The following is a 15,009-nucleotide window of genomic DNA, read 5'->3' on the forward strand; positions in this document are numbered from 1 at the left end:
TATATGAACGTTAACAAGAAAATAAAAACAGGTGTAGCCCTGCTGGCTTCCGCTTTTCTGCTGGCTTCCTGTACAGCCGGGGGAGGTACTTCCCCGCAGAAAAGCCCGGTAGACTATGTGAATCCCTACATGGGAAATATCAGTCACCTGCTGGTGCCTACCTATCCGACGATACATTTACCTAACAGCATGCTCCGTGTTTATCCGGAGCGTGCCGACTTTACGGGTGACATGTTGAGCGGGTTGCCTATCATCGTGACCAGCCACCGCGGAAGCTCCGCCTTCAACCTGAGCCCGTATCAGGGGGAAGAAGCCGGACTGAAGCCGGTTATCAACTACAGCTACGATCATGAGAAGATCCATCCGTACCGTTACCAGGTATATCTGGACGACAACAATATCGATGTAGACTATGCCCCCTCTCACCAGAGTGCGGTTTATAGTATCACTTTTGAAGGACAAGGCCCGGCGTATCTGGTATTCAACAGCCGCAACGGACAGCTGAAGAGTGATGGCAAGAACATCAGCGGTTACCAGTTCGTAGACCGTAAGACAAAAGTCTACTTGTATGCCGAAACCGACAAAGCTCCGCAGCAATGCGGCGTGTTGGCAGACAACACCGTGAAGTACGGTGAAACTTCTGTGGAAGGAAAAGATGCCGCTCTGGTGATGGCTTACGGTAGCGATGTGAAGCAACTCGGCGTCCGTTACGGTATCTCCTTCATCAGTGAAGAACAGGCGAAGAAGAACCTGGAACGCGAGATAGCAGCCTACGATGTCGATGTCGTTGCCAAGATCGCCCGTAACGACTGGAACGATGCCCTCGGCAAGATACAGACACAAGGGGGAACCGACGACGATAAGACCGTATTCTATACTTCCCTGTACCGTTGCTACGAACGTCCGGTTAACCTGAGTGAAGACGGCCGCTATTACAGCGCCTTCGACGGAAAGATACACGAAGACGGTGGCCGTCCGTTCTATACCGACGACTGGATCTGGGACACGTATCGTGCCACTCATCCGCTGCGCATCCTGATCGACAATGAGGAAGAAAGCAATATCATCCACTCCTTCCTGCTGATGGCCGAACAGATGGGTACGAACTGGATGCCGACCTTCCCCGAAGTGACCGGCGACTCCCGCCGTATGAACTCCAACCATGCCGTTGCTACCGTGATCGATGCCTGGAAGAAAGGCGTACGCGGCTTCGACCTGGAAAAAGCTTATATCGCATCGAAGAAAGGTATCGAAGAGAAAACATTGATCCCCTGGTCGGCTAAACCTGCCGGATGGTTGGATGATTTCTACAAGGAACACGGTTATATCCCGGCTTTGAAACCCGGCGAAAAGGAAACAGTGGAAAATGTCTCTATCTGGGAAAAACGCCAGCCGGTAGCCGTAACATTGGGTACGGCTTACGACCAATGGTGCCTTTCACAGATCGCAGCCGAACTGGGTAAGGAAGACGAAGCCAAACATTACCTGCGTGAGTCGTACAACTACCGCAACCTGTTCAACCCCGACACCCGCTTCTTCCATCCGAAGGATAAAGACGGCAAGTTCATCGAACCGATGGATTACCGCTACGACGGTGGCCTGGGTGCACGCGACTATTACGACGAGAACAACGGATATATCTACCGTTGGGACGTACAGCATAACATCGGCGACCTGATCTCTATGATCGGTGGTGATAAAGTCTTTACGTCTGCTCTCGATTCTATGTTCAATGAGCCGTTGGGAATGTCCAAGTGGCAATTCTATTCCTTCCTGCCCGACCATACAGGTAATGTAGGTATGTTCTCTATGGCCAATGAGCCGAGCTTGCATATCCCGTACCTATATAATTATGCCGGTCAGCCCTGGAAAACGCAGAAACGTATCCGTACGCTGTTGAACCAATGGTTCCGTAACGACCTGATGGGTGTGCCGGGTGATGAAGACGGTGGCGGTATGTCTGCTTTCGTAGTATTCAGTCAGATGGGATTTTATCCGGTGACTCCCGGTTCGCCTACATATAATATAGGTAGCCCGGTATTTACCGATGTGAAGATCGACCTGGGCAATGGCAATACCTTCGAGGTGAAAGCGAACAATGCTTCTGAAGAGAACAAATACGTACAGTCTGCCCGTTTGAACGGCAAAGTCCTGAACCAACCCTGGTTCCAGCATAGCGATATCGCCCAGGGCGGTTTGCTTGAACTTGAAATGGGCCCGAGAGCCAATAAAGCATGGGGGGTAGGAACGCCTCCTCCTTCTGCCGCTCCGATGCCGCAATGATCAGAGCTATAATAACAAGAAAGCCGGTTGAGAAATCAACCGGCTTTCTTATTTTATGAAACAGGGGATCAGGATGTCATATCCTAATAAGCCCCGTTATAATTTAAAGGTAAAGTAAACCAGAAAGTGGAACCTTTGCCTTCTACGGAGTCCACCCCGATAGACCCACCCAGATATTCAATGATCGTTTTACTGATAGTCAGTCCTAAGCCCGTGCCTTGATGGAAGTCGTTGATCTTGATGAAACGTTCGAATACGCGCTCCCTGTTGCTTTCGGAAATACCGATCCCGGTGTCCTGCACACAGACTTTCACTCTATCTTTCTTTATTTCGTAAAAGATAGTGATGCTTCCCTTGTCCGTAAATTTGATCGCATTATTGACAAAGTTGGCAATCACCTGCGTGACCCGCTGGGGATCTGTCCTGAGAGTGACGGTCGGCTGGCTCCTGTCGAAAATCAGTTTTACTTCCGGCTTTACTTTCAGCGTGCCTCCCAGGTAAACCTCCATACATAGTTCCCTGATATTGACCTCCTCTATATTATATTTCAACATGCCCGATTCAATCTTTGAGAAGTCGAGGATGTCGCCGATAAGATTAAGAAGCAAATCATTGTTCTTATGGATGATATCGAGATAAACCTGTTTGTCTTCGGGATCGTCCGTCTCGGCCACCAGATCCGAGAAACCGACGATCGCATTCAGCGGCGTACGTATTTCATGGCTCATATTAGCCAGGAAAGCCGACTTCAGCTTGTCCGCTTCCTTCACCTTCAGCAGCTCCAGCTCTTTCTCGCGCTGGTCGGTGATGTTGGAAGTATAGCTTATTATCTTGCTGGGTTTTCCATCTTCAAAATATTTGTAGGCACGCACATTGGAGTTGAGCCAGTACACCTTATCGTCGAATATCCTGCGGTACACAGCCGTGTACTTGTCGATTTCCCCATTGATAAGCCGTTTGAATTTCTTTTCATAAACAATCGGATAGTCGTCCGGATGCAATGTCTCCATAAAGTCGTTTATGGAACCGAATCTGTCCTCTTTCAGGTAATTAAGGAAAGAAGTGTCCTGTATCTTATCGTTCAGGCTGAAGTCGGTAGTCAGCTTATCGATGGCTACATCGTATTCCCATATAACTGACTCGCCGGTATCGACTGCGGCCTTTAACTTGGCAAGGCTGTATTGTATCTCCTCTGTCTTATGGTAGTTTTCGGTGTCATCGAAGACGATAAAGATGAAACCCATGATAACGTTTTGGGGATCTTTCAGGACAACCCCTTTCACCCGCAGGTGTTTGACCTGTTCGGTTACCGTCGACGTGTAAAACTCAGTCTCCGTAACTTTACTGAAATTGTAATCCAGCAGGAAAGACACATCTTCCCCTTTTTTCAGTTTTTCGTTTACCCAGTCGGGGATGTTCGGATTCTCAAAGGTGTTAATTCCGAGCACCTGGTCGTGTGTCGTCCCGAATATCTGCAGGTCGGCATTGTTGATATCCAGCAGATAGCCGTTTTCGTCGTAAAGTTCTACTCCCCACGGCAATTTGTCGAAGATGATCTGGAACTTGGCTTCACTCTTCAACACCTGTTTCATCGAGTGCTCCATCATCCCGTGAGCCATTTCGCGTTCGATGGCGATCGAGATGATATCTGTCAGTATCCGCAGGTTTTCTATATCCAGGGCAGTCCACGTCCTTTTCTGCCTTACACAGTCAAGGCCGATAAAACTATTTGTCGCCCCCTCGTGGAAAATAGGTATGGCCAGTAGGGAGACTATATTTTGCACCCGCAATATATTTTGTTCGGCAACAGCTTCTGCCGGCATATAGTCAATATCATTGATAATGATATCCGTACCTTCCCTGATTGTTTTTATCCACCAGGGAAAGTCTTCCTGAGGCATTTCCGTCAGAATATCTTCACGCATGGAGATAATACCTTGGCAGGTCACTTCATGCGTGAAGTTAAATGTCGGTTTATTCTCTTCAAAATTCCCGATATATACCCTGTCGACATCGAAGAACTTCAGGATAACCAAGAGGGACTGGTCTATAAGATGCTTCTGTCCCGGTCTCATCAGTAAAGCCAGAACATCCGAAAAAGTTTTCCGTAGTGCAATGGCATTCGTCAGCATACGGTTTTTATATGTCTTTTCTACATTGACGGAGGAGTCTTCGGCCTTCAACATTTCTATTTCACGGATCAGATCTTCTCTCGAATAATTAGCATATACGCTACCCATATCGGTATATGAAGTTTATTGTTTGTTGTATGGGAACAAAAGTACATATAAAATTTGATTTTCAAAGATGTTCTAAGCTTTCCTTCGAATAATGATTGTCTTGTTTAAATTTTAGGTAATTCCCAGGGAGCCCGATAATAGGCCTTTGATAGCGCAGTCGCTTCATTATCACCGACAAACAGGCTGTTGGCGTCGTCCCAGCGCACTTCGCGTTGCAGGCGGCATGAAATATTTGCCAGGTGAGACATTTTGGCTACACGAGCGCCGATGGCTATATCCGCGTTGGGTAATTCGCGGCTCTTGATGCAACTCAGGAAATTGCCGACATGGTTGTACAACCCTTTGCCTTCGCCTTTTTTGAAAGGTATGGCTTCCATGCGCGCCTCTTTCCCGACCATGACGGGAAGGACTTCCCATCCTGCACGGGTAAGTACCAGCGTACCGTTTTCACCGAAGAAGGCCAGTCCTTCTTTCTTGTCGAACGGGCCGTGGTTGATACCGCAGGCATGATCCCAGATAATATTGAAATCCTTATAGGCGTAGGTAGCCATCAGGGTATCGGGTGTCTCCATAGCATCGTCGGGATAAGCGAACTTGCCACCACCGGAGAATACGCGGCTCGGCAGGTCGGCATTCATTCCTTCCAATGCATAATCCAGCAGGTGCACGCCCCAGTCGGACATCAACCCGCCGGCATAATCCCAGAAGAAACGGAAATTATAATGGAAACGGTAGGTGTTGAACGGACGTTTCGGTGCCGGACCCAGCCACATATCATAATCCACTCCGGCAGGAACCGGGCTGTCGGGTATGATGGGTAGGGTAGGTTTGCTGTCCTGGTAAGCCCAGACTTTTACCGTACGGATACGGCCGATATTGCCTGCTTTCAGGTAGTTGGCGGCTTCGTCCCAGTGCGGGTCGCTGCGTTGCCATTGGCCTACCTGTACGATACGGTTGTATTTGCGGGCGGCTTTCTCCATCAGGTCACACTCTTCGATGGTGTTGGAAAGCGGTTTTTCCACATATACATCTTTCCCTGCCTGGCAGGCATATATGGTAGGAAGGCAGTGCCAGTGGTCGGGGGTACCGATGATCACGGCGTCGATATCTTTGTTGTCGATTACTTTGCGCCAGTCTTTATACAGGTGCTTCACCTTCTTTCCGGTGCTTTTCTCCACATCGGCAGCCCGTTTGTTCAGCCACTCGTCGTCTATGTCGCAGAGGGCGACACATTCCACTTCCGGGTATTTCAGGAAATTACTCAGGTTGGAGAAACCCATCGAACGGCATCCGATCAGGGCTACTTTTACTTTGTTGCTAGGGGCAGTTTGTCCGTAGACCGTTTCATAAGCATGGCCGAATAACGGCGATAAACCAAGTCCGGCAGCAGATAATGCGGACTTTTGTAAAAAATTTCTTCTATTCATGGTATTTAAATTATGTGTTCGCGAACAGCTTTGCAATAATACGAAAAATAGTTCTATATTTGTGCCCTGAATTAAAAAAATTACCAATGATAACCACTCAAGATACTAACTGGTATGTTTTATATACGGCTCCGCGTGCAGAAAAGCAGGTAAAAGAGCGAATCGATATGTTGGGAGTAGAATGCTGGCTACCTTTGCACCGTACTCCACGTGTATGGTCAGACCGTGTGAAGATCGTTGAAATACCTTTGTTCAGTTCGTATGTGTTCGTCAGGTGTACAGATACCGTTTTGCGCGACTTGCTAAAGGTGTATGGCGTTATCCGGATTGTCTTTTACAACCAGAAGCCGGCTATTGTCCGCCAGGTGGAGGTGGATGCCATCAAAGAGTTTTTGGAGCAGGCTGCCGAGCATGAGCTTTGTGCAGGTGAAGAGGTTGAAATCCTTACCGGTGCTATGCGGCATGTATCAGGAAAGATCAAGAAGATAAAGAAGAACCACCTCATGCTTTATCTGGAACAGTTGGGCGCAACGGTTTGCGTGAAGCTGACGGATGTGGCTAGGGTGAATAGGTTGAAGTGATAAGGATTTACTTCAGCCTTTCAACTAAGCTTTCGGGAGCGCGGCGTGTATCCCAAATATCAACGATATTAATTATATTGTTTTGTTTGTCGATAAAGTAAATGAGTTTATAATGACTGTGTTCTACAATACTGCGAAATCCTTGCGGATATTTCTCTAATAAAATTTCATGTTTCCCCATCAAAGGGTTTTGAGCCAAAAGTGTATCGTAATGCTTGATTTGCTGATAAACATTGCTTGCTGTCCTTTTTCCAAATGTAATAAGGCAATATTCCACAAGGTCGTCAAGCTCTTTTTCTGCGTCAGGAGACCAAATTACTTGCATAGCCAGGGGTATTTTTGTTCCATCTTATGAAATACTTCGCTGCTGGGAATACCTTTTCCGGCATCTAATTCCGTAATAGAATGGTCGATGCGTGCATGGAGTTCTTCCAACGTATATGGAGTAAGTTCTTCTTCCTTTTCATGAAAATCCAGAATATCTGTCAACCGGCTTTTGACCTTATCCAAAATATCTTTGCTTGTAATAGAGAGGATTGCTTTCGCTAATTCTATCTTATCTGCATCCAGTCTCATATTTGTATCCATTTTATTTTGCTTTTTAAGGTTTATACTAGTCCTATCTATTTGATCAATAGTATTACAAAGATAGAAATTGTTTTCAATTATTCTTGTATTTGTATTGTATCAAACTTCATATTACTTTTTTAGCTGTACTTTAAGAACAAGGCAAAGCCCCATAAAATACTCACATTGTAATTACCTTGTAGCTACCAGATTGTTTTATTGATTTGTATTTGAATGGACTAAAGAGTTATTTAGTAATATAAAAGCCGCAAAAGATTAAATTTCTTTTGCGGCTTTTTGTTTATTGTTTATTTCACCTGTACCTTAAACCGTTCCTTTCCAATCAGAACGATGTAATTGCCTTGGGGGAGCCAGAGTGTTTTGTTGCCGGATAGGTTGGTGAGCTTTTTCAGCAAAGTGCCGTTGAAGGTGTAGATGAAGACCGTTTCGGGCTGCGGGGTTTGGAGGTGGAGGTAGGAGTCTTTTGTCCAAACCTTTGGGCTGTTTGCATCTATCTTTTCGTTGGCTACGGGGTCGGGGTTCTTTATGATGCCGTCGATGCTGATGGCGATCGGCTGGCGTACATATTTGATGATGTATGCGCCGTCGCTTGAACGTGGGGTGATTGTTTCGCTCCGGTCGGTCGTGACGATGGGGGAGGATTGGCTGTATGCTTCATCCAGTGTGAGGTAGAAACGGAAGCTGCTCCAGGCTTCTACTTCGTATTCTCCGGCAACAGGGTCGGTTGTTGCACCTTCTATTTGCGGGAGGGTGACGATATGGTATACTGTCGGGGTCGGATCGGGATCGGGCTTTGGAGTAGGATCGGGATCAGGGTCGGGGGTAGGTTCCGGTTTTTTAGTGATGGTTACTGCGATATCTATATTGGATGAAACTGTCAGCACGTCACCTGATGTGAAAGGTGTACTGTTGACGAGTAACTCGTTTACCTGATAGCCTTCCGACGCTTCGGCCGTAATAGTCAATTTTGTACCGCCTAATACTTTATCTCCTGATGATATGGGAGTATTATTTTCCTGATTAACTGTCAGGGTTCCGTTTTCGGGCGTATCGAATGTGATGGTGAAACTTTGCAGAGTATGTAAAGGTATGTTCGGCTGATTAGCGACCATTTCGCTGTAATTTCCGTCATCGTTGATCTTTTTTAGTTTAGGGAGTTGGGTATTGTCTGTTAAGTCCCAGGCATCGGCAGGATTGAAAGGTATAGTAAGATAATTCCAATCGGAACCATTTGTCTCAGTTTGAGCATCCCATTCTCCCGGTATTTCGGGGTGAGCCATATTACCTGTAGTCGTTGTCGACCCGTCATTATTACCGATGATACGGCCGGTAGTAGTTGTATAGTTTGCGATACCTGCGAGATTAAGAGCCAAACAGTTTTTTACAGAGTTTTGATTCATTCCGACAATACCGCCAACATACCCTTCCGAGCCACTTTTGGTTTGGGCATTGATAGCGATAGCTTCTACCTTACCTGTGGCGAAACAATTCAGAACTTCTTTTTCGTTGACTCCTGCAATTCCGCCTACATTACTCGTTTCTCCGGAAGAAGTAATATCTCCTGTTGAATAACAATCCTGAATATAATGTGTATTGTATCCTGCAATACCACCAATGGAGTTATTATTCCCATAAGAAATAATATTAGCGGTAGAAAAACTGTTTTGAATAGTATTAGAGCATTGCCCTGCAATTCCACCACCATAACAGGCTGCTCCTTTAGTTGTAATAATACCTGATGCTACACAATTACTTATAGGCCCATACATAATAATACCTGCAATACCTGCAGCGTATGCTTCTGTGGCAGGTATATTTGTGATAGCTGAAACTTCGGCTGATGTTTCGCAATTCTGAATTGACGCTTGACTGTATCCTACGATACCTCCAGCTATACATATATTGTCTTTTAGATCTGTTTCTAGGGGTTGATCCGTTACTAATTCTACAGAAATTGTTCCGGATGTAGTACAGTTAGTAATAGGAGGTGTTCTCATGCCGTGAGAACCCGCAATACCTCCGACTTTAGCATAATAACTATTATTGCTCAGTACTTTATTTACTTTATATGCTAAATTTATATTACAGGAAGATTTACAATTCTCAATTGTATAGGTTGGATTTGAATGTAAAGGTTTTGAATTATCCGAGACAATTCCGCCAATACCCATAGTTCCTTCCAATGTTACATTTATATCCCCTTCTGTGATGCAGTCTTTTATTACACCCCTGCTTGATGTTGTAATACCCCCAACTGCTCCTTGAATTACTTTGGCAGTTATTTTTGCATGACAGTTTATGATAGTACCCTCTGTTTGTGTGGAAGCATTATTCGTTCCGGCTATTCCACCAATCCAACCGGTTTTTATTCCTCCAAACTCAGTAAGCTCGAGATTGTAATCGAACTCCCCGTCAAAACTACAGTCTTTAATGATTGCTTGTGTGTCGTCTTCTGATGCATTTTTACCAGTTATACCTCCTACATACACTGCGGACTCTCCTTTATAGTTGATTGCCCCTTCTGCGTGACAATTTTCAATTGTAGAGGAAAAGCTTGCACCGGCTATGCATCCGGCATAAATGTTTTTATCGGGTGTATAGGTACTACTCCTTTTTTCGATAAAGCAGTTTATTAACTTGATATTCTTTATTGTTGTATGATCTATTTGTCCGAAGAGCCCTGCAGAGCCATCGGAGACAATCTTTATATTCGATATTGTATTATTGTTTCCTTCAAAAGCACCTTTGAAAGGTCTGGTATATCTGGTATCTTTTCCTTTTTCTCCTATCGGTATCCAGAGATGCCCTGCCAAATCCAGATCAGCCGTAAGATTGATCGTTACTCCTTCAAATCCTTTTTTGTTGCCATCTCCTGTATCTGTATCGTCATTAACCATTTTGGCTACCCAGGCTAATTCTTCAGTGGAAGATATGTTGATTTCTGTTGAAGCGGTACTCCACCCGCTTGGTGCTTCAGCCAGGTCTTCCCACGTTTGCGTTGGGCTATCTTGTGCCGATACTCCTTTGGATAGGGAGCAGAGGATAATCGTTATTAACAGGCGAATTGAGATAAGGTGTAAAGACTTTTTCATCATCATTTATTTTTAGTTTGAGGATTATTTAATTCATCGAGTAACTGTTTTCCCGGTTTCAACTTTACGGAGAAACGTTCGGGAATGACATGAGGGGCACCCGTTTTGGGGTTGCGCGCCGGGCGTTCGGATTGATGCCATCTTGAAATGACGGCAAAACCGTATAAGTGGATTTCGTCACCACAGCGTAACTGATCGGTGATGATTTCCATTAATGCCTGAAGCATCTTTTGAGAGGTTGACTTCGTTTGCCCTGTCTTTAGAGCTAAGTCGTTGATTAATTGTTGTTTATTCATAAGCATGACTAGAAAAAACGTTCCTTTAAATTAGTCATTTTTTGAGGGGGTATGTGCGAAATTCAGTTTGTGTAAAAAAGTGAAGAAGAAAATCGTGAAAAGTGTTGATATATAAAGAAAAACATGAAAATCAAAGTTTGTCTAAGATTGCTTTGGTTATTAAAAATTAACCTGTAACTTTGTGGACGATTTAAAGGAACGTTTAAATTAGTCATTTATTTTGAGGCTAAAAATCGTCTATTAGCTTTGATTTTTAAACTTACCGGGTATTAATAATTAAAATACTTAAGTCTTTATTTGAAAATACTTGCGGTTTCTCACAAAAACGGGTAAGTTTTTTCGTTGAAAAGTACCCGTTTTTTGTGCAAAGTATGCCACTTCTGCCAAGTCTGCCAGTAGGTACATTTTTATTGGTTACCCGCTTCCGGCTGCTTCTTTTTGATATACTTACCCGCTGATAATTTGAATATTAGCTCTTTGTCGAGCCAGATCTTCAAACGTCGTGCCGACGTGCGCGGAGCTATCCCGTGCGACGTAGCGCGGAGAGTCATATCGGCAGTGCGGAATTCGTCGGGCAGCTCGTTGAAGATCTGCTCGTAGATATTCGGGTTCGTAGCCGGAGGACATTCACCCTCTTTCTTCAAGCGCGTACTCAGGCTTAGGATATGTTCGTGGAAAACGAGTATGAACTCCATCGCATTGTTGAAGTCGATGTCTGAAATAAGCATATTCTCCTGTGTGCATTGTTGCTCTACTTTGCGTAGGGCGGTGAGTGTCATACAGATACGGAAGTGAGCATGTCCGAGGCGGTTCACGATACCCTGGCGTTCGTTGTCGCCATACAGCTGCGCTTTTTCCGTGAGACGGCGGAAACGGGCATTCATGCGGTCGCGCTGCTGCTTGGTGTAATGTACGAACGTAGCGTTCTGATCCAGGAAAAGGCCGGCACGGAGTATGCGTTGCCCGAGATCGGGGTAGTATTTTCCGGTGGACTGCTTATCGTCTTCGTCGGTCAGGTTTTTCCATTCCACCGGCTTGTCAATGGTGTAGGCCAGGAAGCGGCTGAACAACCCGTCGTCGGCGGAAGGGATGAATTTGAAGAACTGTCCGAACGTACCGGAGAGTAACAACCCCATCAGGGGCTTTTCGCAGTACTGGTATTTATTGGCCACCGAGTCGCGTCCGATCTCTTCCTGGTGGGCGATCTTGTTGAGCATATTGGTATACTTACCGTAATCCTGGCTGTTGGCATCGGTCAGGACACCGATCTCCGACTCGTGCATCAGCCCCGGATAATGGAGGTTGCCGGCGAGCACCTCGGTCAGTTTGGCCTGGGTGATGCTGCCGGGGATGTTCAGGTTTATCTGGCGCACCACGGTGGGAGGATCGATGGTGAGGGGAGTACCTTTGCGCTTGGCTTGTGCCACGGCTATGAGGTAGTTTTGATCCTTTTTTTCGTACTCTTTCACCCGTTTGTTCGATTGGTTGTAGATATAATTTTGCCAGACGCTGATGGCGGGGCGCATGGTGTTGAGTATTCCTTTGCCGGAGCCCGCCTGTGCCACGACATAGAGATAGAGGGGAGGAGCCGTGTAACGCCCGTGGTATTGCCCGTACACGTTGGGGGTTACTGTAGATAACATGGTCAGTGCACCGACCAGTGCCATGTCGAATTCCTCGCCTGTGATGCCGGGACGTATCATGTCGCGCAGAAGGGCGGGGAGGAACTCGAAGACAACCTTGTCGAAGCGGGGAAGGTGGCTGGTAAAGTCTTCGTTAGTAATGTTATCCGTTTCTTCCGCCGGGAGCGTATCGTTTTTTGCGTATCTATTGGCAGAGTTGGCAGAAGTGGCATACTTTTCGGGGAAGACGAACGGTTTTTCGCACCGGTTCGCTCCGTGTTCGGCCTGTGCACGGGTGTAGACGGAGGCGATGGTTTTTGTAATTTCCTTTGCATCGAAATCGGGCTCCGCATAGCGGCGCAGGCATTCGCTTTCCACGATCCGTTGGTCGAACCCGGCACGGTTCAGGCAAAATGCAAGACTAACCAATAACCCGTGGCGTTGCCCTTTCACCCAACTGTTCCCCATATCCACCCGGTCGAGATACCTATCGAGCCGTTCCGCTTCCGTTGTCTGATTAGTAGTTGGACAACAATCACTTTTCCTCTCCAAAGTAAACCCTTCTGCGCCGGGATTGAAATAACATTCCGCATCCCAGCAAACCAGGCTTGTCCGCACCAGATCCGTACATCCCCGGTCTACCTCTTCTCCCAGCGTTGTTTCCACCATATCCTGTAGCGCACGGCAGACAGCGGCATGTTGTTCCGCCCCGTTCGTCACCTGGAAAATCAGGTGCACGCCGCATCCCCGTGTACTGACATACGCCAGTGCGAGCCAGGGGAACGCCTTGCACCGTTCCAGATAGTCGGTAGCCGGCGCCTTCATCCCGTCCACGTCCACCAGCACATAGCCGGTGTAGGGGCCGGCCTGTTCCGTTTTCCGTTCTTCCGGGAAAAGGGCGGCGACTACGAAGGCGGGGAGCTGCATCTTCATCCGGCGGGCTTCCTTATGCCGACCTTCGGCCGTGAGCCGTCTGATCTCTTTGGTGATGAACATGAGCTTACCGCTCTTGATCAGCTCATAAATCTGTATGAGCGTCATTCTCTTTTCTTCCCTGATACTGTAAACGTTGCTGTACCATGAGAAATGTTGTTCTTTATTTTCCATACTGTTGTAAATTGTCGGTTACACATTGTTTGTTGTCAGGGTTCTCCCAGGTGGCCGACGATGCACATGGCCTGCCGGGGGGTGAGTAGTTTTTGTCCCGGTTTCCAGTCCAGGGCGATCAGTTTCTCTTTCAGGTTCCCCGAGAGCCTGATCCATCTTGTAAGCCGTTCGCTCGCCACCTTGGGCGTCGATTCGGGGAAATAACAGAGGGCCAGTTCGTAAAAAGCCCATACACGGGAGTAATTCGTCTTTTCTTCCATGATCGTTTTTGTATTGATTTAGTACTCGTAAGGTAAGGAAAAAGAATGAGATAAACAAATATATACGCTATGAAAATCAGGTTTTATAACTCTTTTCACCCGTGAATACCGGACGCTGCCGGACTTCACCGGATTATGTCCGCCGCGGGGGCTTGGCGTGTCGTATATTTGTAATGTAATCAAGAACGAGGCCTCTTCTTTAACCGGATTACGTTATACGAAACACTAACCCTTAAATTTAAAATTATGTCAGTAAGGTACAAACTGGTCAAGCGTAAAGACCTGTCGAAAGATGCTCCCGAGGGGGCACAGAAGATTTATGCATCAGTCAATAACAACGGGACATTGGCCTACAAGCAGATGTGCCAGGCTATCGCCGCTTATTCCACGGCTTCGCCGGGGGATGTGCACCTGGTGATAGATGGTTTGCTGTTTGTCCTGAAAGATTCCCTGCTTCGCGGCGAGATCGTGCAGATGGGGGATTTCGGACGTTTCCAGGTGAATGTCGGTAGTTCGGGGGCGGCTACGGCGGAAGAGTTCAAGGCCTCCATGATCCGCAAACCGCGCATCGTGTTTCGTCCGAGCGTGGAGTTGAAGGATATTCTGAACAAGGTGAGCTTCGAGCGCATCGCCACCGAAGCCGGCCCTTCTGCCGACGGCGGTGGTGGCGGAGGTGAAGACGACCGCCCTGTAATCGAGTAGTAAACTTTTAATACTGAATGCTATGACGGCACAACAAATTTCTTTTGTAAAAGACTCCCTGCAGGCGGCTGTGTCTGCGGGGGCTGCTTTCAACATGAACCCGATGGCTATCCTTTCGCAGGCGGCTTTCGAGAGTGGCTGGGGTACCAGCGACTTGTCGAGAAAGTATAACAACTTCTTCGGCCTGACTGCCTATGGTGCCGGTAATGCGTATTGGCACGGCGGAAAAACGACCGTGAAGGCGACCGGTTATTCGATGGATTTCCGCCGGTACGACACGCGCGAAAACTCTTTCCTCGACTTCGCCCGCCTGATCCGCGACGGGTATCGTTCCGCCTGGTCGGTCAGCAACGACATGCCGGCCTACGCCAAAGAGATCGCTTACAGCCCTTACATCAGCGAACTCAATGGCGACGACCGCGAAACCTACCGCCGCAGCCTCGTCAGCATCGAACGGACGATCCGGGCGATTGTGGTAATGATTTAGGAACTCTAAACTTTTATATCCCATGACAAAACTCAAAAAAATTCTTCAGTTCATTCTTGCTTTGCTTAACTTTTTGTTTCACTTTAAACCTGTGCCCGATGATGAAACACCCGACATTGCCGAGTTTTATCCGCGTCCTGTGCCGCCTGCTTCGGCGAGGGCTGATCCTTTGTTTGAAACTATCCCTTAGGATACGTATCAGATAGCGATGTATTCCCGCTGCTTGCGGCTGTCCCCCTACGGACGGCTGCGGGCAGCGGGTTTTGTCGTTTAGGGCGGGAGGGAAGGGGGGATGATTTGGAAATCGTGGTACTTTATGCTACC

Annotated in this window: 13 protein-coding genes; 5 read left to right on the forward strand and 8 right to left on the reverse strand. The window is 47.1% G+C overall.

Going from position 1 to position 15,009, the window contains the following annotated elements:
* The first annotated feature begins 3 nt into the window (after nt 1-3).
* The gene (locus HMPREF1212_RS08020) at nt 4-2,283 is read left to right on the forward strand and encodes a GH92 family glycosyl hydrolase (RefSeq protein ID WP_046149010.1); all 2,280 of its coding nucleotides are present in this window, start codon (nt 4-6) and stop codon (nt 2,281-2,283) included.
* An 83-nt stretch (nt 2,284-2,366) separates the two neighbouring features.
* On the opposite strand, the gene HMPREF1212_RS08025 is transcribed toward HMPREF1212_RS08020, so the two are convergent.
* Together HMPREF1212_RS08025 and HMPREF1212_RS08030 are read right to left on the reverse strand one after the other, a co-directional pair.
* On the reverse strand, nt 2,367-4,523 hold the full coding sequence (locus HMPREF1212_RS08025) for a sensor histidine kinase (RefSeq protein WP_046149011.1): 2,157 nt from the start codon (nt 4,521-4,523) through the stop codon (nt 2,367-2,369).
* Nucleotides 4,524-4,627: 104 nt separating this feature from the next.
* Nucleotides 4,628-5,950 carry a Gfo/Idh/MocA family protein gene (locus tag HMPREF1212_RS08030; protein ID WP_046149012.1) on the reverse strand — a complete coding sequence of 441 codons (1,323 nt, stop codon included), beginning with the start codon at nt 5,948-5,950 and terminating at the stop codon, nt 4,628-4,630.
* 86 nt (nt 5,951-6,036) lie between these two features.
* Here HMPREF1212_RS08030 and HMPREF1212_RS08035 point away from each other — a divergent pair, with 86 nt between their 5' ends.
* Entirely contained in the window at nt 6,037-6,531 is a 495-nt protein-coding gene (locus HMPREF1212_RS08035) for a UpxY family transcription antiterminator (protein WP_046149013.1), read from the forward strand.
* Nucleotides 6,532-6,538: 7 nt separating this feature from the next.
* Here the strand turns inward: HMPREF1212_RS08035 and HMPREF1212_RS08040 are convergent, their stop codons facing one another.
* The 6 genes from HMPREF1212_RS08040 to HMPREF1212_RS08065 form a co-directional block, all read right to left on the reverse strand.
* The gene (locus HMPREF1212_RS08040; protein WP_046149014.1) at nt 6,539-6,856 is read right to left on the reverse strand and encodes a type II toxin-antitoxin system RelE/ParE family toxin; all 318 of its coding nucleotides are present in this window, start codon (nt 6,854-6,856) and stop codon (nt 6,539-6,541) included.
* Complete coding sequence (locus HMPREF1212_RS08045; RefSeq protein ID WP_046149015.1) at nt 6,847-7,119, reverse strand: hypothetical protein; 273 nt, start codon at nt 7,117-7,119, stop codon at nt 6,847-6,849. The genes HMPREF1212_RS08040 and HMPREF1212_RS08045 overlap by 10 nt, the downstream gene beginning before the upstream one ends.
* Nucleotides 7,120-7,406: 287 nt before the next feature.
* The gene (locus HMPREF1212_RS08050; protein ID WP_198293258.1) at nt 7,407-10,211 is read right to left on the reverse strand and encodes a GLUG motif-containing protein; all 2,805 of its coding nucleotides are present in this window, start codon (nt 10,209-10,211) and stop codon (nt 7,407-7,409) included.
* 2 nt (nt 10,212-10,213) lie between these two features.
* The gene (locus tag HMPREF1212_RS08055) at nt 10,214-10,507 is read right to left on the reverse strand and encodes an HU family DNA-binding protein (protein ID WP_046150292.1); all 294 of its coding nucleotides are present in this window, start codon (nt 10,505-10,507) and stop codon (nt 10,214-10,216) included.
* A gap of 407 nt (nt 10,508-10,914) precedes the next feature.
* The gene (locus HMPREF1212_RS08060; RefSeq protein WP_046149017.1) at nt 10,915-13,236 is read right to left on the reverse strand and encodes a DUF3987 domain-containing protein; all 2,322 of its coding nucleotides are present in this window, start codon (nt 13,234-13,236) and stop codon (nt 10,915-10,917) included.
* A gap of 35 nt (nt 13,237-13,271) precedes the next feature.
* The gene (locus HMPREF1212_RS08065) at nt 13,272-13,496 is read right to left on the reverse strand and encodes a DUF4248 domain-containing protein (RefSeq protein ID WP_028727364.1); all 225 of its coding nucleotides are present in this window, start codon (nt 13,494-13,496) and stop codon (nt 13,272-13,274) included.
* Between the two features lie 246 nt (nt 13,497-13,742).
* Between HMPREF1212_RS08065 and HMPREF1212_RS08070 the strand changes: the two genes are divergently transcribed.
* From HMPREF1212_RS08070 to HMPREF1212_RS27125, 3 genes are read left to right on the forward strand one after another with little or no spacing between them, the layout of a single operon-like run.
* Nucleotides 13,743-14,198: an HU family DNA-binding protein gene (locus HMPREF1212_RS08070; protein WP_028727365.1), complete on the forward strand. Its 456-nt coding sequence runs from the start codon at nt 13,743-13,745 to the stop codon at nt 14,196-14,198.
* Between the two features lie 22 nt (nt 14,199-14,220).
* A complete protein-coding gene (locus HMPREF1212_RS08075; protein WP_046149018.1) occupies nt 14,221-14,685 on the forward strand; it encodes a glucosaminidase domain-containing protein in 465 nt (154 codons plus the stop codon).
* A 22-nt stretch (nt 14,686-14,707) separates the two neighbouring features.
* On the forward strand, nt 14,708-14,875 hold the full coding sequence (locus HMPREF1212_RS27125) for a hypothetical protein (protein ID WP_198293259.1): 168 nt from the start codon (nt 14,708-14,710) through the stop codon (nt 14,873-14,875).
* Nucleotides 14,876-15,009 lie beyond the last annotated feature (134 nt).

It is taken from the genome of Parabacteroides sp. HGS0025 (assembly GCF_000969845.1).
Taxonomy (GTDB): Bacteria; Bacteroidota; Bacteroidia; order Bacteroidales; family Tannerellaceae; genus Parabacteroides; species Parabacteroides gordonii.

Excerpts from the sequence above, each read along its gene's own strand:
- HMPREF1212_RS08065 (WP_028727364.1), bottom strand. The coding sequence starts at position 13,496 with ATGGAAGAAAAGACGAATTACTCCCGTGTATGGGCTTTTTACGAACTG.
- HMPREF1212_RS08060 (WP_046149017.1), bottom strand. The coding sequence starts at position 13,236 with ATGGAAAATAAAGAACAACATTTCTCATGGTACAGCAACGTTTACAGT.
- HMPREF1212_RS08055 (WP_046150292.1), bottom strand. The coding sequence starts at position 10,507 with ATGAATAAACAACAATTAATCAACGACTTAGCTCTAAAGACAGGGCAA.
- HMPREF1212_RS08050 (WP_198293258.1), bottom strand. The coding sequence starts at position 10,211 with ATGAAAAAGTCTTTACACCTTATCTCAATTCGCCTGTTAATAACGATT.
- HMPREF1212_RS08030 (WP_046149012.1), bottom strand. The coding sequence starts at position 5,950 with ATGAATAGAAGAAATTTTTTACAAAAGTCCGCATTATCTGCTGCCGGA.
- HMPREF1212_RS08020 (WP_046149010.1), top strand. The coding sequence starts at position 4 with ATGAACGTTAACAAGAAAATAAAAACAGGTGTAGCCCTGCTGGCTTCC.
- HMPREF1212_RS08040 (WP_046149014.1), bottom strand. The coding sequence starts at position 6,856 with ATGCAAGTAATTTGGTCTCCTGACGCAGAAAAAGAGCTTGACGACCTT.
- HMPREF1212_RS08070 (WP_028727365.1), top strand. The coding sequence starts at position 13,743 with ATGTCAGTAAGGTACAAACTGGTCAAGCGTAAAGACCTGTCGAAAGAT.
- HMPREF1212_RS08045 (WP_046149015.1), bottom strand. The coding sequence starts at position 7,119 with ATGGATACAAATATGAGACTGGATGCAGATAAGATAGAATTAGCGAAA.
- HMPREF1212_RS08025 (WP_046149011.1), bottom strand. The coding sequence starts at position 4,523 with ATGGGTAGCGTATATGCTAATTATTCGAGAGAAGATCTGATCCGTGAA.
- HMPREF1212_RS27125 (WP_198293259.1), top strand. The coding sequence starts at position 14,708 with ATGACAAAACTCAAAAAAATTCTTCAGTTCATTCTTGCTTTGCTTAAC.
- HMPREF1212_RS08035 (WP_046149013.1), top strand. The coding sequence starts at position 6,037 with ATGATAACCACTCAAGATACTAACTGGTATGTTTTATATACGGCTCCG.
- HMPREF1212_RS08075 (WP_046149018.1), top strand. The coding sequence starts at position 14,221 with ATGACGGCACAACAAATTTCTTTTGTAAAAGACTCCCTGCAGGCGGCT.